Raw genomic sequence first — 22,636 nt, 5'->3', positions numbered from 1 at the left:
TTCCTCCCATCCTAGTAAACTCCCTCATCGCCAAACCGTTTTGCTAATCGGTTAGCACCGACAATTAAGATCAATCCAACTATTGATTTAAATAACCCAACAGCAGTAGCAAAACTGAAATCTGAGTTTTGAATTCCTTTGAAATAAACAAAAGTATCAAGTACATTTCCAACTTCCATTGTGAATGGAGTTAACATTAAATAAATTTGTTCAAAGCCAACGTCCAATACACTTCCAAGTCTCAATATCAATAAAATAATGATAGTACTACGAAGTGCTGGTAATGTTATATGCCAAATTTGTCTCCATCGGTTCGCTCCGTCAACGGCCGCAGCCTCATACAAACTAGGATTTATCCCTGATAGTGCAGCAAGGAAAATAATCGTACTCCAACCTGATTCCTTCCAAATAACCTCTAGTACGACTAACGGCATAAACCAGTTAGGATCTTGTAAAAATGCTATCGGCTCCATACCAAAAACCGTTCCTAATACTCTGTTTACTATCCCATCAGACTTTAATAGAATCGTAACAAGTCCGATAACTACAACCCAGGATAGGAAATGTGGTAAATATACAATGGATTGAATTGTCCTTTTGAAAAATGTATTCCGAACCTCATTTAGCATGAGTGCTAGAATAATAGATACTGGGAAGGCAAATACAATTTGAAGGAAAGAAAGGTATAAAGTATTCCAGAGAACCCTAATAACTTCTTGGTCTTCAAAAATTGTTTTAAAGTGCTTTAATCCGACCCACTCACTATTAAGAAATCCTTGAAAGGCACTGTAATCCTGAAAGGCTATAATATTTCCTGCCATTGGTACATATCGGTATATTAGAAAATAAAGCAGACCCGGAAGCAATAATATATAAAGGTACCTTTCTTTCCAAAGTCTGGACCATACGCTTTTCTTGGATTCAATCAGTATGTTGGTCTGGACTTTTTGAATTTTTCCAGATTCTGTTTTTTGCAAATTTTCCACTTTTGTATCACTCCCTTAATTCGTTTTTCGGAAAACTATCCAAACGTTTTCCTCACTTGTTAAAAAAAAGAGCATTTATAGCCTACTAAAATTTGAGGATTCCCTTACTATCAATTTATTTGGTAAGAGTATTTTCATAGGTAATGTTATTTTCCCTTCAACTATATCTACAATTGTTTTTGCTGCAATAGCTCCTAATTCATATTTCGGAACATCAATTGTAGATAAAGGCGGGGATGAATATTGGGACATGTCGATATTATCTATAGATATAAAAGCCATATCATCCGGTATTTTTATTTCATTCTCAGTCACAGCCCTCATTGCTGCAATTGCCATCAGATCGCTGGCACAGAAGATAGCCGTTGGAAGGTTCCTAGATTTTGTTTGAATCAATTGACTCATTTCAAAATAACTTTTTTTCATGTTCCATTCTGTATTGATTACCCATTCGGGATTTATGTTAAGACCAAACTCTTCCAAAGCGTTTCTGTATCCCTTGTACCTTTTTTCTTCATTTAAATTCTTGAAATTTTCCCCAACTCCCCCACCTAAAAAACCAATCTTCTGATGGCCCTGTTTTACTAGTTCCTTAATCGCTTTTTTAACTGCTGATTCTCGGTCATAATCTATCACAGTTATTTCCTTATCTGTATAAAAAAAATCTAGGCCAACAATAGGTATAAACTGCATGATATAATCTAAAACACTTTGTTCTAAATGATCAATTAGAATTAATCCTTCGATACCTGATTCATGTATGGTTTTAAAAAGCAATGATTCATTTTGTAACTCTTCCTTATTGATACTAGTCAAGGAATAATCGGATTTTATTAGAGTGTCGTTAACCCCCTCATACAATCTCGAAAAATATGGATTTAGTTCTGCAATTTTGGGGTTAGCAACCCATCCTATCTTCATAGTCCTTAATTTTTCTGTACTTTGATTCGTTACCAATTTACGGGCATTTTCATTTGGTACATACCCAAGTTCCTTAACCGCATTCCACACTTTTTGAATGGTCTCTGGTTTTACATTTCGCGATTTATCATTTTGAATTACTCTAGATACTGTTGATATGGATACACCAACGTGTTCAGCGATGTCTTTTAATCTAACCACAATACACCCTAGCCTCCTGTAGTATGCGTTTTCTTTTTGGAACAAATTAAAATGTGTATGTTTATTAAAACGAGGGTTAACACATTGATGTGTTATTAGGTTGTTGGTACAACTACTTTCAAAAAAAAGAAGCAGGACTTTTTTAAGAATGGAAGTCAAAAAGCTTTATTAATTCGATTATATGTTTTTGTTTTTGGGACTGTCAACTAATATTTTGAATTTTTCCATTTAACAAACTATTATTTTTCTTGAACGACTCAAACCCGTATACCTTTTCAAAGTACAAGTCATGTAAAGTTCCATATTGAGCTTTTTTCAGTCTGCTTCCCCGTAACACATATAATCATTTGATTAGAACATACCCAAATAGCAATATTTGCATACTTTTAAAGCAATTTTTACGCATCTTTGAGCATCCCTGCTATGGTACACTCAACTTTGAAACCGCTTTATTATTGGATTTATCAGCATTTCAGTATAAAAGGCAGGTGTAGAAAAATGAGAGTTTATCATGATAAATTGTTTAGTAAAAAATTTATGAGGCCGAAGTTTACCATTCAACATAAATCGGATCGGAAAACAGCTTCTAACTTCCACTCACACTCAGGTTTTGAAATTGTGTGGCTCCAAAAAGGAGAAGCCACATACATTTTTGAAGAAAAAGTCTTTCGTTTAACGAAAGGACAAATATTATTTTTTAAAAGCACTGATTTTCACAAAGTTAAATTACATGATGGTGTGCCATATGAACGAGTTGTTACTCTATTCTCTGAAAGCTTTCTTACGTTTAAACATCCTATTTTTGAGAAGTTTAAAGGCTTTTTGGACAACCTTCCTTCCCCTCAATATGTTTTGAATGTACAGGCCTGGAAGGAAGAACAACTTCAGCATATCATCGATCATTTATTGTTTGAGCAAGAGAATGAAGATCTCTGGGAAAAGGAAGCAGCACTAGAATTATACCTCCTCGAACTCCTATTATTTCTATGCAGAGAAATTCAATCATCCTTTGCGCAGAATTCCCATTTAATTGTAAAGCGTGACTCTCAAAAAGTAGAAATGCTAGAACGTATCTTAAAGGAAATCAATGAAATCTGGAATACGGATTGGCGTCTTGATTCACTAGCTCTAACTCTACATCTAAATAAATATTACCTTTGTCATTTCTTTAAAAAAGAATTTGGTCTTACCATCCACGATTATATACTTCAAAGAAGAATTTACGAAGCGAAAAAACTACTTATTTCAACAAGTTCTCCTATTAATCAGGTATCTGAAAAAGTAGGTTTTTCCTCCCCTTCCAGTTTTATCAGAAGCTTCAAACAACAGGTCAGCATGACTCCAAAACAATATCGAACAAATGCCCAAATCCTCTAACTCAGATTTGAGGATTTGGGCGATTTAAGGAGGTGATTACTGCTCAAGAGTCGGGTTTTTCGTCTGTATTTCATTTACATAAAAAAGGAGGCCAAATAGTGAGGAAGTTTAAACGTTTTATTACGGTACTACTGTGTTTTCTATTATTATTGCCTAATATGAGTTTGAATGTGTTTGCTGCTGAAGGTGAAACCACAGAGATGGTTGATATACCTGAATCCTCTGATTGGAAAGGTGCAATCGGAGGCGATGTTGGCGGTAATGACAAAATTACTGCTGAAAACTTTTTGATTAAGGAAAATGGAGATGGCTCTGTCAAAATGAGCGTTATGAACAATCGTGGTAAAATTGCAAATGAAACAGAAGGTATTGCATATTATTACCAGCAAGTTGATCCTACAGATAATTTTGAATTACAAGCTAAGGTGAAGGTCGAATCCTTTGAGGCAAATAATCAAGTTGGATTTGGAATTATGCTAAGAGGCAACTTATTAACTTCTACCGATGTAAAAACTGGTGATTATCTTGCGGTAGGTGGTATCAAGCAAGATATTAGAGGGTTTTATAAAGACAGTAGCGCTTCGTCTGTATATCCAGATGAACTAGACTTTACAGCAAATAACCCTGCTCCTGGTGAAGAGTATACACTTAAGGTTAGAAAAGAAGGAAATATTTATCAATTAACAGTCGGTGAAGAAACAAAAACGTTCACAGATTATAGTGGGGAAATGAATTATGTTGGACTTTTCGCAGCAAGAAATGTAAGCGTTACCTACAGTGATGTCAAATTAATTCAAGATCGCCCGATCGAAACCGGAGATTGGGAGTTTAGGGCATTTGGAAGTAACACAAGTGAGTCTAGAAACCCTGATCCCATTATAAATGATGATGGAACAATTACAATTACTGCTACTGGCAGAAAAATAGCAAACGGTGATGAGGGTATTTCCTATTATTTCAAAGAAATTCCGGCTAATGCAAACTTTACTTTAACAACAAAAGCTAGCGTAAAGAACTTCAATAGCAACAGTAGTATATCTACTCCGAACCAAAAGTCCTTTGGTCTTATGCTAAGAGACAGTGTTGGTGAAAATAGTGATAGTAGTAAACAATCTTCTAATTTTGTTGCAGTAGGTGCTTTGGATTTAGCTATGAAACCTTTTTATAATCAAAATGGCCAACTTATAAAATTGGAGAACTTCGCAGATGTAAATACTCCAGCTGCAAATGAAGTTTATGATCTAGAAATTCAGAAGTCAGGAAATGTATTTAAAGTATCCATAAATGGAGTCTCTGAAGTAATAACTGTGGACAATTTATTTAGTGATTCTGTCTTCGCTGGACTATATGTTGCTCGTGATGCTGAAATTACATTCAACAATTTCAATATAGTTATAGACACGAAGAAAGTATCGACACTGGAAGTTAACACGGATAATATGAAAACCGAATATCTAGTAAACGAAGAATTAAATACTGATGGCTTAGTCGTTAAAGCCATTTACAATAATGGTGAAGAAGCGATCTTATCTGCAAACGACTATATTATTACTGGTTTTGATAGCAGTAGTGTTGGAACAAATACGATTACAGTTAACTTTGGAGGAGCTAAAGAGACCATTGATTTAAGAATTAAAGAATTGACCTTATTAGATTTAACGATTAAGTACTATCCCGCTAAAACGGTTTACTATCCAGGTGACAAATTTGACCCAGCAGGCTTAGTAGTACTAGGAACATATGATAATGGAGAAACCTATATTCTATCCGAAGATCAGCTAGATTTTAAAGTTGACAATGTCTTAATTGATAGGGCATCTGCATTTAATACCCCTGGTACAAAGACCGTTACAATTGTACCAAAAGATTTCCCTGCTGTAACAGCAAGCTTCAATGTAACTGTAAAAGATACTGAGCTTGAAGGGCTTGAGATAAAGAAACAACCTGTTAAAACACAATATTTTATTGGTGATCCACTCGATCTTACTGGATTGGTCGTTTATGCCATCTATAAGGACGGATCTCAGGTAAGATTACTAGAAAATGAATATGATATCTCTAATTTTGATACGACAACACCTGGAGACAAGAATGTAGTAATCAGCCATAAGGATGCCAGTAAAACTATCACATTCAATGTAAAAGAAAAGGAAGTACTTGAATTAAAAATAACTGAGTTTCCTAATACAACTTTTGCAATCGGTGACACGTTTGCATCTAATGGATTAGAAGTTTCAAAGGTTTACGATAATGGAGATCAAGAGGTATTATCAACTGATGCCTATGATGTTGACTCCAGTTCATTTAATAGTGATATGACCGGTACGTACCCTATTACTGTGAGTCCAACAGTAGATTTGGGAGTCGACCCAATCACATATAAGGTTACAGTTCGAGAAAAAACAGCCTACAATTTTGATTTTATTCGGTTCGGGCAATCAACATCGGACGAAAGAAATACAATTGAGTACCTAGAGAATGATACCATTCGTTTAGCTGCAATTGATGGTGGTGGTAAGGTTACTGGAGACCATGATGGAATCTCCTTCTATTACACCGAAATTGATGCGAATGAAGATAATTTTGAGCTCTCAGCTGATATCAAAGTTGTTGAATACGCAAAAAATCCTCATGATGGACAAGAATCATTCGGAATAATGGCAAGAGATGCCATATACGAAACGGGCGACCAAAAAGGAATATTTGCGAGTAATATTGCCGCAATCGGAGGTTTTTCAGGTGGTACTCGGGATGAAAACGGAACACAACTGTTTGTTCGAACAGGGGTAACATCACCGGATGGTACAGGAAGCCAAGGTATTCAAAAAGAAATGGTAAAGGCAGAAAGACCAACAACTGCTAATACTCATCCAAACAAAACATATCATCTTACACTTAAGAAAACGAATAGTGGTTTTACGGGAATACTAAATGACGGTGAGAAATCGATTGAAAAAGAGATCTATGCACCTGATCTTTTAAACGTTCAAAATGGAAAGGCATATGTCGGTTTCTATACCGCACGTGTAGCAACAATTGAAGTGAGTAATATAGACTTCAAAGTAACAGCTGCAGAAACAGATGCTCCTAAAGGAGAAGCACCTATTAAGGAGGTCACACCTCAGTTTGACATTTTATCATTGGAAAGGACTTCTGATGAGAATTATCGCCTTATCGTTCAATCAAATGTGAATGGAACTGTGACGATTAAAGAAGGCAATGAAACGATTCGTTATGATGAACCTATTTTTGCCGGGCAAAAGCTTGAAATACAAACAAAAATCGCAGTAAATGCAAATACAAACTTTAGTTTTGTATTCATACCTGACGAAACTCAAAAACTAACAGACTATAATAGAATCATTCGAAACTTCACCGTTGAAATGAAGACATTTGCCGAAGATGGAAATATCTATGTTTCCCCTAACGGATTGAGTTCTGGTGACGGCTCAAAAGAAAATCCGCTAGACTTAGATACGGCCATAGAATTTGTAAAACCAGGTCAACGCATTTATGTGATGGAAGGTCACTATGTGAGAAATGCGATACTTGAAATTAAGAAATACAATGACGGCACTGAAGATGCGATGAAGTACTTATGGGCTGACCCTGCCGCCACAAGTAGACCAATCATTGACTTTGATAAGAAAACGGAAGGTGTTATCCATAGCGGTAACTACTGGCATGTAAGAGGCTTAGACTTTATTCAATCTGCCGGCAACACAAAAGGTTACACAGTTGGCGGTAACCACAATATTATTGAAAACATTAAAACGTACCAGAACGGAGACACAGGTCTACAAATCAGCCGTACGGACGATTCTACTACTATAGCTGATTGGCCATCTTATAACTTGATTCTTAACAGTGAATCATTTGATAACCGTGATCCATCTGACAATAATGCAGATGGTTTTGCTGCAAAACTCACGGTTGGAGAAGGAAATATTTTTAGGGGTACGATCGCTCATAATAATATTGATGATGGATGGGATCTCTATACAAAGGTTGGTACAGGTGCTATTGGAGCAGTTACAATTGAGAATAGCATCGCTTATAACAACGGTTTCTTAACAAATGGAACTGTTGGGAATGGTGATAAAAACGGTTTTAAGCTTGGTGGTGAAGGAGTCCATGTCCCTCATACTATCAAAAATAGTGTTGCTTTCGGTAACGGTGCAGCAGGTTTCACAAGTAATAGTAATCCAGGTGTGATTGCCGAAAATAACTACGCATTTAATAATGCCGGTGGAAATATGGCATTCACAACATATGGTCACATTACTCCTGACTTTACAATTGATGGGTTTCTATCTTTCTTCACAGAAGACAGTCAAAAGAAAACAAAAGACAATTATCAACACACTGATTTAGATAAGAACTTCATGTTTAATGGAGAACAATCTGTTAATAAGTCTGGTGATGTGCTGCCTAATGAGCTCATGCAATCCTTGGCTACCATCCAAAACTTTGAACGAAGTCAAGATGGTGAAATCCATTGGAATGGTGTTTGGGATACGTTTGGTGACTTTATCGCAAAATATGAGGAACCTAAAACTGAAAACCCAGACGAGCCAGGTGAAGAACCTAAGAATGAAAATCCAGAACAACCAGGTGAGGAACAGCCTGAAGAACCTGAGACTGAAAATCCAGAACAACCGGGAGAAGAAACTCCTGACAATGAAGATGACAACCATCAACCGGGAGATAAAACACCAAGTTCTGATGAAAACGGAGATAAATCTCAAGGGACAGATAAACAAACAGATAACAACAAATTACCTAAAACAGCAACCTCTGTATACAACTGGCTCGTTCTCGGTATCGTATTAATATTTATTGGTGTTAGTGTTGGTGTTGTACATTATCGTAGAAAAGGTTTTGTTTCCTAAACATACTTGTTTCGCTAAAAAGAGAGGGTCTCCCCTCTCTTTTTTTACCTCCTTCTATCAAAGCCTCCTCTATTACATAGATAATCATTAATTCAGGATTTCTCTCTTTAGCAATATCCGCATACTTTTATAGCAATATGTTGCTATAGTTTAGTGTCAAGCCTATGTTACACTCTCCTTTGTAACCGTTTTATTGGTTGAATATTCAGATAGTTCTTTTGACCTATCGGGGAGGTGAGTCATTTTTACTAGTATTTGAATTACTAGTTTATAGTTCTACTTATTGTCTATAGAAAGGAGATTTTAATGAATGAGTACAATTAAACGTTACTTTTATTTGACATTGGTAGTTTTGCTCACATTCACAAGTTTATTTTCTACCGTATCTATTAATCCTGTTTATGCTGAAGAAACGGAAGCTTCCACCTTCCTTTTTGAAGCAGATTTCAATAATGAAACGACTGGGGAACGTCCAGCAGATTTTGACGTATCGGAGGGCGGTGGCACTGTAGAAGTAACAGAAGTCCCTGATACTTCAAACAAAAGTGTATTTTTAAGTGACACAAGTGAGACAGCTGATGTAAAGTTAAGCAAATCCTTCGACGAGCTTGTTGGTGTTGTTACCGTTCATATGAAATTTATGCAACCGAAGTATACAAGCTCCACAAAGGTAATGAGAGTAAAAGGAGACGGAACTCCTATCATTATTGAAACTAAAGACAATAACATATCATATCGTACTGGCAGCACCTATGAACCGTTAGTCCCTCTCGAGGAAAATGTATGGTATGACATCAAGACTGAAATTGATTTAATAAATCAAACAGCAAATGTCTATATCAATGGAGAACTTAAGTTAGAGAATGCTCAGTTAAATGAACCTGCTACAAAAATTAGTTATTTTGAAACATTTACACCTGGCAGTAAAGCACTTGGGCATTATGTTGATGATATTAAAATTTCTGGTTCGTTACCAGAGGTTGATCCTGAACAACCTACAGATCCCGAGGATCCATCTGAGCCGACACCTCCTACTGAACCAGGTGCAGGTGGAATCTATGAGGCGGAAGATGGAAAGTTAGTAAATGCTATCATAGACAACAAACATCCTGGATTTACGGGAACTGGTTTCGTAGATATGGTACCGAATGCACCAGGAGGTTCAATCGAATGGACTATAGATGTACCTGTTGGTGGAGAATACACGTTGGATTTTCGTTATGCCCATGGCGGAACGGATGAGCGTCCAGCAGAAATAAAAGTTAATGGAGAAATTGTCGAACCTAAATTAGCCTTTAACCCTACAGGTGGTTTTGCAAATTGGACCTACACGTCAACTAAAGCTACCTTTCAAGCCGGTGAAAATGTTATCGTAGCTACCGGTATTGGGGCGAGTGGTGGTGCAAATATCGATCATCTAAAAGTGTATATGGAATACGATCAAATTTATGAAGCAGAAGATGCCCTACTTGATGAAACAGGGGTTATCATCGATAATCAGCATACTGGTTTTACAGGAACAGGATTTATTGATTACAAGCCAAATCAACCAGGCAGTTGGGTTGAGTGGACAGTGAATGTTCCAACTGATGGAGAATACTTCCTTGACTTTAGATATGCTTCCGGTGGAACTGATGCAAGACCAGCAGAGATTAAAGTAAATGATGAAGTCGTTACAGAATCATTAGCTTTTGATCCAACTGGCGCATGGACAACTTGGGTATACACTTCCACAAAAGCGACCCTAAAAGCTGGTGAGAATAAAATTCGTGCTACAGGTGTAGGTACTAGTGGCGGCGCAAATATTGATCATTTACGAATCCACAATAAAGAAACTGGATCTGATGAAGGTCCTATCGATATAGAGGACTCTGAATTAAAGGATATAGTTAGCGGACTTTACTTGAAAAAGTTAAATGAGTTAGGAGTAATCGTTGAAAAACAGCCTGAAGATACCGATTCTATTACAAGACTTGAATTCATGTCTTTAATAAATAGTAAACTTGGATTAGTTAATGAAGAGCAATTCAAGGGATTAAGCACTGAATCGGAGGTTTGGGAAGTTTCTATAAATGAATGGTATTGTTATGTTCTAGCTGCTGCTAAACAAGCTGGATACATGGATGCTCTTGTGAGAAACGGAAAGATTCAACCTAACAAGACCCTTAAGAAAAAGGAAGCTGTAAAAATTATTCAAGAGCTAAACGGCTCCTCAACGAATGCTGATAATAACAAAGAACTTACATGGGGGGAAGCTAAGAATCTTGTTAATACCCTTCCATCAGAAGAACAAAGGAAAACAGTACAAATCGCGGATGTTCATGCAATTTCAAGCAATCTTATTGCGGTAACATTAAATAGTAGTTTTGATGAATTTGATTTCTCTGATATTAGTGTGGTTTACCCTACTGGCAATTGGACGACCCTAAGCCCTAACTTTAAGAATCTTAGAATCGACAAGGCCGCAAAAGGTAAGAATAAATTTGGTCAAACGGTCCTTATTTTAAATAGTTTAGATGAGTTGGATCAGAACGGGAAGTATATCGTAGAACCTGAGAAAATAACTTTTAAAGGCGATTTAAACGACGCGATTCGCAAAGCAGATAATCTATTAACCTGGCAAATGGAAAACGGTGGTTGGACAAAGAACTGGCCACATATCTATGAACGTCCATGGGATGGTAAGGAACCGCGTTCAGAATGGGTAGCAAATGGTGTTGAATTAGGAACGATTGATAATGATGCAACGATTAAGGAAATTCTTTTCTTAGCCGAAGTATATCGTGAAACTGGTGATAAAAAATACAAAGATAGCATTGAAAAAGGCTTTGAATTCTTGTTCCAATTACAATATGACACAGGTGGATTCGCTCAGGTTTATCCTAGACGCGGCAACTACTCTGACTATGTCACATTTAATGATGAAGCGATGATCAATGTCTTGGAAATGATGGATGATGTTGTCGAAAAGAGATATCCATTCGATTCAGATGTAATAAATGATTCTTATGGTAAAAGAATCAAACTATCCATTAAGAGTGGAATTGATTATATCTTAAAGGCACAAATCAAATTCTCTGATGGAACATTAACCGCTTGGGGTGCTCAGCACGATCCATATACGTTTGAACCACAAAAAGCACGTGCATATGAGCATGCTTCAGTTTCAGGTTCAGAATCTATTGGAATCATAAGATTCCTTATGTCTCGTCCACAAACTGACGAAATAAAGAAGTCTGTTCGATCTGCGCTAGAGTGGTTAGATGAGGTTAAACTTGAAAATACGCGATATGTAAGTGGTGATCCAAATAATGTGTATTTTGTAGAAGATTCGAATTCAACGGCATGGTACAGATTTTATGAGATTGGTACCAATCGTGGAATCTTCTCAGGCCGCGATGGCGTCATTAAGTATGACATTATGGAAATTGAAGAAGAAAGACGAAATGGCTATTCTTGGGGTGGTCACTGGGGTACGAAATTATTAAGTACCGCTGAAGAAACTGGATATTTTACAAATAATGTATATATTCAGGTTGTTGGTAGTAACTCTAAGGATCTATATGATAGACAATTAGAAGATGGTGATATCAAAGTTGTGAAAAGTCTAGAAAAACAGATAAGCCAAATTGAAAATGAAATTTTTGTTGCTAAAGATGGAACTGGAGATTATGCAACTATCCAGGCAGCAATTGACGCAATTCCTGCAAACAATACAACTCCAATCACAATTTTTATCAAAAACGGAGTCTATAAAGAAGTTGTTACTGTGCCGAATAATAAACCTTTTATTACAATGATTGGTGAAGATCCAGTAAACACAATTATTACTTTCGATAACTTTGCAGGTCGAGATAATGGTGTTGGCGGAACTCTTGGTACAAGCGGAAGTGCCAGTGTGTATTTACGCGCAAATGATTTTAGAGTAGAAAATGTAACATTCGAAAACTCTTTTGATGAAAGCTCCACAGATGTGAGCGGAAAACAAGCTGTTGCCGTATATGCTGCTGGGGAACGTCAATATTTTAAAAATGTAAGATTTATAGGAAACCAAGATACACTATATGTGCACTCTGGAACCCAATACTATAATCAAGTATATGTTGAGGGCGATGTCGATTTCATCTTCGGTGCAGCAAGAGTTGTATTTGAGGATTCTATCATTCACTCACTTAACCGTGGTTCAGACTCAAATAATGGATATATCACGGCTGCAAGTACATTAATCACGGACCAATACGGTATCTTGATTAAGGATAGTAAACTAACAAGTAATGCCCCTGCTGGGACTGTATATTTAGGCAGACCTTGGCCGGCTGGTGGCAATCCGAATGCGATTGGTAGTGTGGTCATTATGAATAGTGAACTTGGTGACCATATTAAAACAGAGGGTTGGACTTCCATGAGTGGTTTAAATCCTGAAGATGCCCGCTTGTTTGAGTATAAAAACTACGGCCCCGGTGCTGCAATCAATGAATCAAGAAGACAGCTTACAGATGAAGAGGCTGCTAACTGGACAGTACAAAATGTATTAAAAGGTTGGGATCCAACTGAGGGTGAAGATTGTGAGAAACCTGGTAATGGACCGAAGCCTGGTAAAGGCCCTAAAACAGCTGATGGTCAAAATCCTGGAAATAATCCAATACCAGGATATTGCAAACAATCCGGAAATTAAATTGTCGTGTACTTAAGCTTTCAATATAGTTTATCGGTTCACAGGAAAAGAGAGGGTCTCCCCTCTCTTTTTATCATGCAAATGCCTTATTTTCCTCTTCATTCTTAAAAAAGCTCTTCATCGCATGAAATACGTCTGCTTTTTGCTTTAAAATATAGTACCTAAATCTTTCATCCTCAATGTTCTTATAGGCTGACATAAGGGTTGAATGGCGGTTATACTGATTTACTTCTCCATAGCCAAACATATTAGAAACCTTCATTAATTCGCTCACTAACTTCACACATCTTGCATTATCTGAGGTTAAATTATCTCCGTCTGAGAAATGAAATGGATAAATATTATAACGGGCTGCTGGATACTTGTCATCAATTACTTCTAACGCTTTGCGGTACACGGATGAACAAATTGTACCCCCACTTTCACCTTTTGAGAAAAAGTCCTCTTCTGACACGACTTTAGCCTCCGTATGGTGAGCAATAAATTCGATTTCCACCGTTTCATATTTTGTACGCAGGAATCGAGTCATCCAGAAAAAGAAACTTCTTGCCATATACTTCTCCCAAATTCCCATACTTCCACTCGTATCCATCATCGCAAGCACCACAGCCTTTGAATCTGGTTTTACAATCTCATTCCACGTTTTAAACTTCAAATCCTCTCGGTAAATTGGATGGAAGCTAGGCTTCCCTGCCATCGCATTTCGTTTGTATGCCGCCATCATTGTCCGTTTCTTATCAATATTCCCCATTAAACCTGTTCGACGAATATCATTAAATTCAATGTTTTCTACAATGTTTTGATCCTGTTCTTTCCGCTTTAGATTTGGCAACTCTAATTCTTTAAATAAAGCTTCCTCAAGCTCCATTAGAGAAACTTCTGCCTCATAATAATCTTCACCGGCTTGATCACCTGCACCTTGCCCTTTTCCAGGCCCTGCCTTTCCTGCACTTTGTCCGGACCCATCTCTTGCAATAACGTCACCAACCTGGCTATCTCCATCTCCTTGGCCAACATGTTTATTTTTATCATAGTTATAACGGATTTTATATTCGTCTAAAGAACGAATCGGAATTTTAACAACATCTTTTCCGTTTGACATAATTATACTTTCTTCAGTTATCAAATCAGGTAAATTATTCTTAATTGCATCCTGTACCTTCTCTTGGTGTCTTGTTTGATCATCATGGCCTTTGCGATGGAGGGACCAATCTTCTTGGGAAATGACAAAGTTCTTTGAATTACCTTTCGACATAATCTTTCCCCTCCTAAAATTTTTTTTATTAAACCATTCACATTTTTACCTTGATCCTCATACATTATCTTGACGGTTTGTGAAAGAACTTCGTAAAACGAATAAACTGTACTAAACAAAACCTTTTTGAAATAAAAAAGAGACCAACTACTGCCTACTCTTTAGCAAAAATTAACCAATAGTAGATTACTCTATACTATGCAAGAACATTGATTTATTGACAAAAAATTTCGCAAATTGGGCGATTTGTCTTAAAAATAGACAAGTTCCTTCTGTTTATTACATACGGAGTGCATTACTATTATTCATAAATGGACAAGTTACATTTATTACGGGCAATGTACGGGATTATTAGTGGATTCCTTACTCTGATTCCTCTTCATGAGCCAGATGTATGGGGTTGGCAGGCGATTTGTTGTTCGAATTCCTCTACATAAGTGCGATGAACGGATTGGCGGTTGATTTCTCGTTCAAATTCCTCTTCATAAGCGTAATGAACGGGATTGGCGGTCAATTTATTGCCCGAATTCCTCTTCATAAGCGTAATGAACGGGATTGGCAGTTGATTTCTTGCTCGTTTTCCTCTTCATAAGCGTAATGAACGGGATTGGCGGTCGATTTATTGCCCGAATTCCTCTTCATAAGCGTAATGAACGGGATTGGCAGTTGATTTCTTGCTCGTTTTCCTCTTCATAAGTGCGATGAACGGGATTGGCTTGTTGATATCTCTCTCGAAGTCCTCTTCATAAGCCCGATGAACGGGTTTGGCGGTTGATTTCTTGCTCGTTTTCCTCTTCATAAGTGCGATGAACGGGTTTGGCGGTTGATTTCTTGCTCGTTTTCCTCTTCATAAGTGCGATGAACGGGATTGGCGATTGAAATCTCTCTCGAAGTTCTCTTCATAAGCCCGATGAACGGGATTGGCGGTCGATTTCTCGCTCGAATTTCTCTTCATAAGCGTAATGAACGGGATTGGCGGTTGATTTCTTGCTCGTTTTCCTCTTCATAAGTGCGATGAACGGGATTGGCGGTTGATATCTCTCTCGAAGTCCTCTTCATAAGCCCGATGAACGGGTTTGGCGGTTGATTTCTTGCTCGTTTTCCTCATCATAAGTGCGATGAACGGGATTGGCGGTCAATTTATTGCCCGAATTCCTCTTCATAAGCGTAATGAACGGGATTGGCGGTCAATTTATTGCCGGAATTCCTCTTCATAAGCGTAATGAACGGGATTGGCGGTCAATTTATTGCTCGTTTTCCTCTTCATAGCGTAATGAACGGGATTGGCGGTCGATTTATTGTTCGAATTCCTCTTCATAAACATAATGAACGGGATTGGCGGTCAATTTATTGCCCGTTTTCCTCTTCATAAGCGTAATGAACGGGATTGGCGGTCGATTTCTTGCTCGTTTTCCTCTTCATAAGTGCGATGAACGGGATTGGCGGTTGATTTCTTGCTCGTTTTCCTCTTCATAAGTGCGATGAACGGGATTGGCGGTCAATTTATTGCCCGAATTCCTCTTCATAAGCGTAATGAACGGGATTGGCGGTCAATTTATTGCCCGAATTCCTCTTCATAAGCGTAATGAACGGGTTTGGCGGTTGATTTCTTGCTCGTTTTCCTCTTCATAAGTGCGATGAACGGGATTGGCGGTTGAAATCTCTCTCGAAGTTCTCTTCATAAGCCCGATGAACGGGATTGGCGGTTGATTTCTCGCTCGAATTTCTCTTCATAAGTGCAATGATGGGGGTTATAAGTGGATTCCTTACTCAGACTCCTCTTCATAAGCCAATAAAAAGATACGACAATTTTGAAAAACAAGGGATTAGACCATCATGCTGGCCTAACCCCTATTTTCTAGATTATCGGTTCAATAAGCTTCCTACATAACGTAGCAGTTCATTCGCAGATGTTGAATTATAACCGTGCTCGTCAATTAATCTTGCCACAACCTCATTAACCTTCTTCAGCTGTTGCTCATCAGGTGTTTTTGTAGAAGTAGTGATTTTTACGACGTCTTTTAGGTCCGCAAATAATTTCTTTTGAATTGCCTCTCGAAGACGTTCATGTGAATTATAATCAAATCTTCTTCCTTTACGGGCATATGCAGAGATACGAATAAGGATTTCCTCTCTAAATGCCTTCTTTGCATTTTCAGAGATTCCAATCTGCTCCTCAATTGAACGCATTAGCTTTTCATCTGGGTTCATTTCTTCTCCGGTTAACGGGTCGCGAAGTTTGTTTTTATTACAGTATGCTTCAACATTATCTAGATAGTTATCCATTAATGTCTTCGCAGACTCTTCATACGAATAAACAAACGCCTTTTGGACCTCTTTCTTCGCAATTTCGTCATACTCACGTCTCGCAATTGAGATGAAGTTCAAATAGCGTTCACGATCTTCGTTCGAAATGGATGGATGATGTTCAAGGCCATCCTTTAAGGAACGCAATACATCCAATGCATTAATTGATGGGTTTTCTTTTCGGATAATCGTGGATGATATCCGGTTAATTACATAACGCGGGTCAATACCACTCATACCCTCATCTTGATATTCTTTACGAAGCTCCTCCACATCAATTGCATTGAAACCTTCTACACTTTCACCATCATACAATCTCATCTTTTTAATAATATCAATATCGCCTTTTTTAGGGGCTTTTAATCTAGTTAAAATCGTAAACATGGCTGCCACTCTAAAGGTATGTGGTGCAATATGAACATCGCGCACATCACTTTCCTTTATCATCTTTGCATAGATACGCTCTTCCTCAGAAACACGTAAATTATAAGGAACTGGCATAACAATGATACGTGAATGTAACGCTTCATTTTTCTTATTCGAAATAAAGGAACGATACTCTGTTTCGTTCGTATGTGCGACGATCAGCTCATCTGCTGAAATTAACGCAAATCTTCCCGCTTTAAAATTTCCCTCTTGTGTTAAAGATAGTAAGTGCCAGAGGAACTTTTCATCACATTTTAGCATCTCTTGGAATTCCATCATTCCACGATTCGCTTTGTTTAATTCACCATCGAATCGATAGGCACGTGGATCTGATTCTGAACCAAACTCAGCAATTGTTGAAAAATCAATACTTCCAGTTAAATCAGCAATATCCTGAGATTTAGGATCTGAAGGACTGAAAGTTCCAATCCCTACACGCTTATCCTCGGACAAGAATATCCGCTCCACTCTCACATCCTCGATCCTGCCACCGTACTCTTCCTGCAATCTCATCATATTTAGTGGAGATAAATTACCTTCAATTCGAACCCCGTACTCATCGAAGAAGTCCTCTCTCAAATGATGAGGAATAAGGTGCAGTGGGTCTTCATGCATTGGGCAGCCTTTGATTGCATAAACCGCGCCTCTTTCAGTATGTGAATATGTCTCTAATCCTCTTTTTAACATTGAAACTAATGTGGATTTACCACCACTAACAGGTCCCATCAATAATAAAATTCGCTTACGAACATCAAGTCGTTTTGCTGCTGGATGAAAATATTCTTCGACTAATCGCTCAAGTGCTTCCTCTAAACCAAATAGTTGGTGGTCGAAGAACTTATATTTGCGCTTTCCATTTTCTTCTTCAATCCCTGCATCTTTAATCATATTATATACTCTGGAATGAGCAGACTGAGCAACCCATGGCTTTTCCTTTAAAACTTCCAAATAATCAGCGAAGGTTCCTTCCCATTTCAAACGTTGTTCCTCTTCACGAAATTGTTCTATCTTTTTTAAGATATCCATTAATTAGGGGCCTCCTCCATCTTTGTTGTCTCTTGCACGGTTTAATAAAATGTATGCGAGGATGTCCTTTAACATGCTTTAATCTTACAAAATTCAACATGTCCTATTCTGAATTATAAGAAAAATCCCCTTGATATTCTTGATTGGACAAAATGAAAATAATTTAGAAAAAATATGGGGATACAATGTAAAAGGAGTTTATACAGTATATGTGCCTATTTTTATAAGGTTCGAAAATGTTTACAATTTGTCCATAGATAACATTCACACAAAATTGAAATTAGGTTATAATACACCTAGGTATCTTTTTTGAAGTTTATTTTTTGAGCTTCATACATAAAGGAGGTAAAACACATGAAATTATTGTTAATTTTAGGTGTTATTGTTACATTTTTAGCAGCTATTTTTACAGGTGGCTATGAAGATAAGCCAAGCATAAACAAAAAATAATAAAAAAATGACCTCTGCCAATGGGTAGAGGTCGTTTTTGTGTTAAGTTAGTCCAGGATAATTTTGTTGTCTTAAAGCTTCGTATACTAGAACTGCTGCGGTATTAGATAAATTTAAAGAGCGGACATTTTCTGTCATTGGCAGTCGTAGAGCCCGTTCCATATTTTTTTCGATGAGCTCCTTTGGTAGCCCAGTTGTTTCTTTACCAAATACCAAGAAATGGTCCTTTTGTATGTCACTATAATCAAAGGATGAATATTCTTTCTGTCCGAACTTTGTAATAAAATAAAATTCTCCATCCTGGTATTTATCAAAAAGCTCCTCTAAAGAATCATAATAATGAATCTTTACAAACTCCCAATAATCTAAACCAGCACGCTTAAGCATTTTGTCCTCAGTTGAAAATCCCATGGGGCGAATTAAATGTAAAGTCGTCCCTGTTGCTGCACATGTACGCGCGATGTTCCCTGTATTTGCAGGAATCTCTGGTTGGTATAATACGACGTGTAGTCCCACTTTCTTTCACCTCAATCGTTATTATACCAAAAAGAGAAAATTAGTTATTTATGATATGAAAAAACTTATATTTAATATTCGGTGTATAGGCAGTTGAATCGTAATAGGACCAATACCTCATCCTACTGTTTTGTGATTGTGCATTAACAAGTGGATTACCTGTAATATCCTTCGCCACAACGATTGTATTGTGATTAAAACGCCCATCTCCTTCAAAGTCATAGCAAATGATATCACCCAATAAAAGCTCTCTAGGCGAGGAAACTTCTTTTGCTTGAAGACCTTTTTGTGATCCACTTAAATACAATCTCAAGGCATTGGCAACAGTCCAGCTATAACTCCAATTATTATTTTGCATCCACCAACCTTTATTACGATTCGGATATCCATACATCGGTGCGCCCCCAGCACGGAGACATTGCGAAATAAAATTTGTACAATTATCTTCGAACTTTTTGTATTTGGGGTTGTAGTCATTCCACCACCGCTCCGCGTATTGAACCGCAGCAAGTCGGTTATATTTAAAATCCAGATTGCGTTCTTCTTGGGTTTCACGATCCATTACTTCATGATGGGTGTCTATTTCTTTTGGAACCTCTTCATCACTAATTAATTTATTTAATGTAAATACAGCCTTTCTTTCTTCACAGTTCTCTTCAATGTAGAGATTTTTATTCTGACGAATTAAATATTGGGAATGAACAATATAATTGAGATGGACTTTTCCATCCACTTCATTTTTACTGATGATTTGGCCGTTTGTATTGCATTTAACGATTTCTGCAGAACGTTTATCTAAAAGCTCTTTTTTCCTCTGAATAAACTCAAGATCCTTTACTGGTAAACTAACAGAAGGAACACTTCTTCGATTCCCAACTAGTAATTGTGCCTTAGCCTCAATTACTTTTGCTAAAGTCGACTTCAACTTCCGACACCACCTTCAGGTTGTGATATTACACCATATGTAGTAATTCGGGAAAATATTTTATTGTTTGTGAACTAGACTTGAGTTTAGGATTTGTATTTTTAATATTAGCGTTTTTAAAGGTAGGGAGTGTTTTAGTATTTCATCATCAATCTTTTTTGGTAGACCTTATACTATTTTCCATATTCATAGGAACTCTGACTAGGGCTGCACTCGCTTCTTCTGTCAGAATCAACCCTACATTCGGACTCTGACTTTGGGGTTACTCGCCTCTCCTATCAGAATCAGCTCCTCTTTCGGACACTGACTTTTTTTCTCAAACCTTCTGTCAAAATCACCTCATCATTCGGACAACTATCAGTACCATAAAGGTCTTAGTGTTCAAATCATGCATAATCCCAAAAAATTGCGCCACTAATACAAAAAAGGATGCGTCATCGCATCCTTTTAGTTGATTAACATATTCAAACCCTTTTCAATTTCTTGCAGAACTTGCTCGTCCTTTTCTTTCAGACTTGCTTCTTTTAAAATTTCAATTGCACTTTCGTCACCTATTTTGCCTAAAGCCCATGCAGCAGTACCACGCAGTACTGGTCTTGGATCATCCTTTAGGACTTTTGTTAATTCAGGAATCGCACTAGTATCCTTGAAGTGGCTAAGTGCAATTATCGCATTTCGTTGGATTGGTTTTTTCCCTCTCCAAGACCCCGACAGTGATCCGAATGTTTCCTTAAAATCACGATTACTAATTGATAAAATCGGTTTTAGCAATGGCTTAACAACCTCGGGCTCCGGTTTCATTTTCTCGTGAAAATGAAAATCAATTCCTTTATTTTTCGGGCAAGCTGTCTGACAGGAATCACAGCCATACAGTCGATTTCCAATTTTGGTACGAAACTCGTCCGGTAAAAAGTCTTTTGTTTGCGTTAAGAAGCTAACACATTTTTGTGCATTGATTTGTCCCCCCTGCACCAAAGCACCGGTTGGACAAGCATCAAGACATGCTCGACATGAACCACATTGATCCTCAATTGGCGAATCAGGTACGAAAGGGATATTCGTAACCATTTCCCCTAAATATACATACGATCCGAATTCTGGTGTAATAATGGCACAGTTTTTTCCACTCCAACCGATACCTGCTCTTTCAGCTACTGCACGATCCGATAATTCACCTGTATCAACCATTGATTGAAGTTTAGCATCAGGTAACATTTCTATGATAAACGCCTCAAGCTTTTGTAGCCTGTCCCGTAATATATGGTGGTAATCCTCTCCCCAGGAAGCACGTGCAAACAAACCTCGACGTTCATTTCGTGTGCTCCTTGGTGCATCCTTTAGCTTTGATGGATAAGCAAGTGCTATTGCAATGATAGACTTCGCACCAGGTAAAAGGAGCTCTGGATTTGTTCTTTTTTCAATATCTTTTGGTTCAAATCCCGATTGATAGCCTAATTCCTGTTGCCGTAATAATCTAGATTTTAATTCTTCAAATGGCGAAGCACTCGCAAAGCCAATTTTATCAATTCCAATCGTTTTACTATAATCAATGATTTTTTGTTGAAGTTGTATAGTGTCCAAGTCTTGGAACCTCCCTTCTTAGGACTTGTAAGCCGTTCTATTTATTTAATTACTAGGATTTATGGTACACTATTTACAATAATTTTTGGAGGGATAAATGATGGAAATTAAGATTTCGCCACATTTAAAGGAACTTGTTCCTAATTTTAAAGTAGGAATTATACAATACGATCATATCGAAGTTGGCGATTCTCCACAAATGATTCGTGGCAGACTACAGACCTTTCAAGAATCGCTCTTTTTTGATTTAGAAGACAAGCATGTTACAGATTTTCAAGGAATCGCTGAGTGGAGAGATATTTTTAAACAAGTTGGTACAGATCCCAATCGATATCGTCCGTCTGTTGAGGCAATCTATCGTCGGATACAAAAGCAAAACTATTTGAACTCAATACACTCCGCTGCTGACTTAAACAATTTCTTTTCGATGCAGTATGAAATACCAATAGGGATTTATGATACAAATAAAATTAACGGTGATATTGAAATTCGTGTGGGACAACTAGGTGATGAGTATTTAGGAATTAATGGTAGAACCATTTCGATGGAGGATAAAATTTTATCCAGTGATGAGACGGGAGCCTTTGGAAGCCCTTTTGTCGATTCCGAAAGAACCGCTGTAACAACTGAAACCAAACATGCCATTCAAATTGTGTATTTGAAGCCATCTTTACAAAATCAAAGCTGTGAAAAACTACTGACTTCTCTTGGTGCGATGTTCACACAAGTACATGGTGGCTCGGCTAAATCCTTTTTAGTTCTGTAAAATCTTTATAAAATAAAAAAACGCAACACCTCGTTTATCTAAGAAACGAAACACTGCGTTATATATGTATTGGAGCGGGTGATGAGAATCGAACTCACGACATCAGCTTGGAAGGCTGAGGTTTTACCATTAAACTACACCCGCACATAGATATTAATTATATGAAGTTTTCAGTACGACTTTCGGGCCTTACATGCCTCTTCCTCTGCAAGAATATTCAAGATGTAAATGCGTCGAGGCAACTCGCAGCAAGTACATTGAAGCTTTGCTCGTGGCTGAGGTTTTACCATTAGACTATACCCGCATATAAAATTTATATGAAGTTCATTAAT

The 22,636-nt window shown here is 37.5% G+C and carries 11 protein-coding genes and 1 tRNA gene; 4 read left to right on the top strand and 8 right to left on the bottom strand.

Annotated elements, in window-relative coordinates; all coding sequences use genetic code 11:
* Positions 1 to 11: 11 nt before the first annotated feature.
* Together AC6CHV_RS21205 and AC6CHV_RS21200 are read right to left on the bottom strand one after the other, a co-directional pair.
* The gene (locus AC6CHV_RS21205; RefSeq protein ID WP_341333576.1) at positions 12 to 953 is read right to left on the bottom strand and encodes an ABC transporter permease; all 942 of its coding nucleotides are present in this window, start codon (positions 951 to 953) and stop codon (positions 12 to 14) included.
* Between the two features lie 108 nt (positions 954 to 1,061).
* On the bottom strand, positions 1,062 to 2,108 hold the full coding sequence (locus AC6CHV_RS21200; protein WP_498079631.1) for a substrate-binding domain-containing protein: 1,047 nt from the start codon (positions 2,106 to 2,108) through the stop codon (positions 1,062 to 1,064).
* A gap of 498 nt (positions 2,109 to 2,606) precedes the next feature.
* On the opposite strand from AC6CHV_RS21200, the gene AC6CHV_RS21195 reads away from it, so the two are divergent.
* The 3 genes from AC6CHV_RS21195 to pelA all read left to right on the top strand — a co-directional run bounded on the left by AC6CHV_RS21195 (position 2,607) and on the right by pelA (position 13,052).
* The gene (locus AC6CHV_RS21195) at positions 2,607 to 3,485 is read left to right on the top strand and encodes a helix-turn-helix domain-containing protein (RefSeq protein ID WP_498079630.1); all 879 of its coding nucleotides are present in this window, start codon (positions 2,607 to 2,609) and stop codon (positions 3,483 to 3,485) included.
* Between the two features lie 98 nt (positions 3,486 to 3,583).
* Positions 3,584 to 8,377 (top strand): right-handed parallel beta-helix repeat-containing protein, encoded by a 4,794-nt coding sequence (locus tag AC6CHV_RS21190; protein ID WP_498079629.1) that lies wholly within the window; start codon positions 3,584 to 3,586, stop codon positions 8,375 to 8,377.
* A 310-nt stretch (positions 8,378 to 8,687) separates the two neighbouring features.
* Positions 8,688 to 13,052 carry a pectate lyase gene (gene pelA / locus AC6CHV_RS21185; RefSeq protein ID WP_498079628.1) on the top strand — a complete coding sequence of 1,455 codons (4,365 nt, stop codon included), beginning with the start codon at positions 8,688 to 8,690 and terminating at the stop codon, positions 13,050 to 13,052.
* Between the two features lie 73 nt (positions 13,053 to 13,125).
* Here pelA and yhbH read toward each other — a convergent pair whose 3' ends face one another.
* From yhbH to queG, 5 genes are all read right to left on the bottom strand, one after another.
* Positions 13,126 to 14,307, bottom strand: a complete 1,182-nt coding sequence (gene yhbH / locus AC6CHV_RS21180) for a sporulation protein YhbH (RefSeq protein ID WP_341332610.1) — start codon at positions 14,305 to 14,307, stop codon at positions 13,126 to 13,128.
* Positions 14,308 to 16,170: 1,863 nt separating this feature from the next.
* The gene (locus AC6CHV_RS21175; protein WP_498079627.1) at positions 16,171 to 18,066 is read right to left on the bottom strand and encodes a PrkA family serine protein kinase; all 1,896 of its coding nucleotides are present in this window, start codon (positions 18,064 to 18,066) and stop codon (positions 16,171 to 16,173) included.
* A 492-nt stretch (positions 18,067 to 18,558) separates the two neighbouring features.
* Positions 18,559 to 19,032, bottom strand: coding sequence for a tRNA (uridine(34)/cytosine(34)/5-carboxymethylaminomethyluridine(34)-2'-O)-methyltransferase TrmL (gene trmL / locus AC6CHV_RS21170; RefSeq protein ID WP_498079626.1), 474 nt, complete (start codon positions 19,030 to 19,032; stop codon positions 18,559 to 18,561).
* Between the two features lie 40 nt (positions 19,033 to 19,072).
* Entirely contained in the window at positions 19,073 to 19,957 is an 885-nt protein-coding gene (locus tag AC6CHV_RS21165; protein ID WP_498079625.1) for an amidase domain-containing protein, read from the bottom strand.
* Between the two features lie 447 nt (positions 19,958 to 20,404).
* Positions 20,405 to 21,538, bottom strand: a complete 1,134-nt coding sequence (gene queG / locus AC6CHV_RS21160) for a tRNA epoxyqueuosine(34) reductase QueG (protein ID WP_498079624.1) — start codon at positions 21,536 to 21,538, stop codon at positions 20,405 to 20,407.
* A gap of 100 nt (positions 21,539 to 21,638) precedes the next feature.
* On the opposite strand from queG, the gene AC6CHV_RS21155 reads away from it, so the two are divergent.
* Complete coding sequence (locus AC6CHV_RS21155) at positions 21,639 to 22,304, top strand: phenylalanine--tRNA ligase beta subunit-related protein (RefSeq protein ID WP_498079623.1); 666 nt, start codon at positions 21,639 to 21,641, stop codon at positions 22,302 to 22,304.
* Positions 22,305 to 22,374: 70 nt separating this feature from the next.
* On the opposite strand, the gene AC6CHV_RS21150 is transcribed toward AC6CHV_RS21155, so the two are convergent.
* Positions 22,375 to 22,448, bottom strand: a tRNA-Gly gene (locus AC6CHV_RS21150).
* Positions 22,449 to 22,636: the final 188 nt, after the last annotated feature.

Source organism: Ferdinandcohnia sp. GQ5 (genome assembly GCF_059759275.1).
The sequence above is the reverse complement of the archived record's forward strand: the minus strand, read 5'-3'. Positions and strand labels throughout refer to the sequence as shown.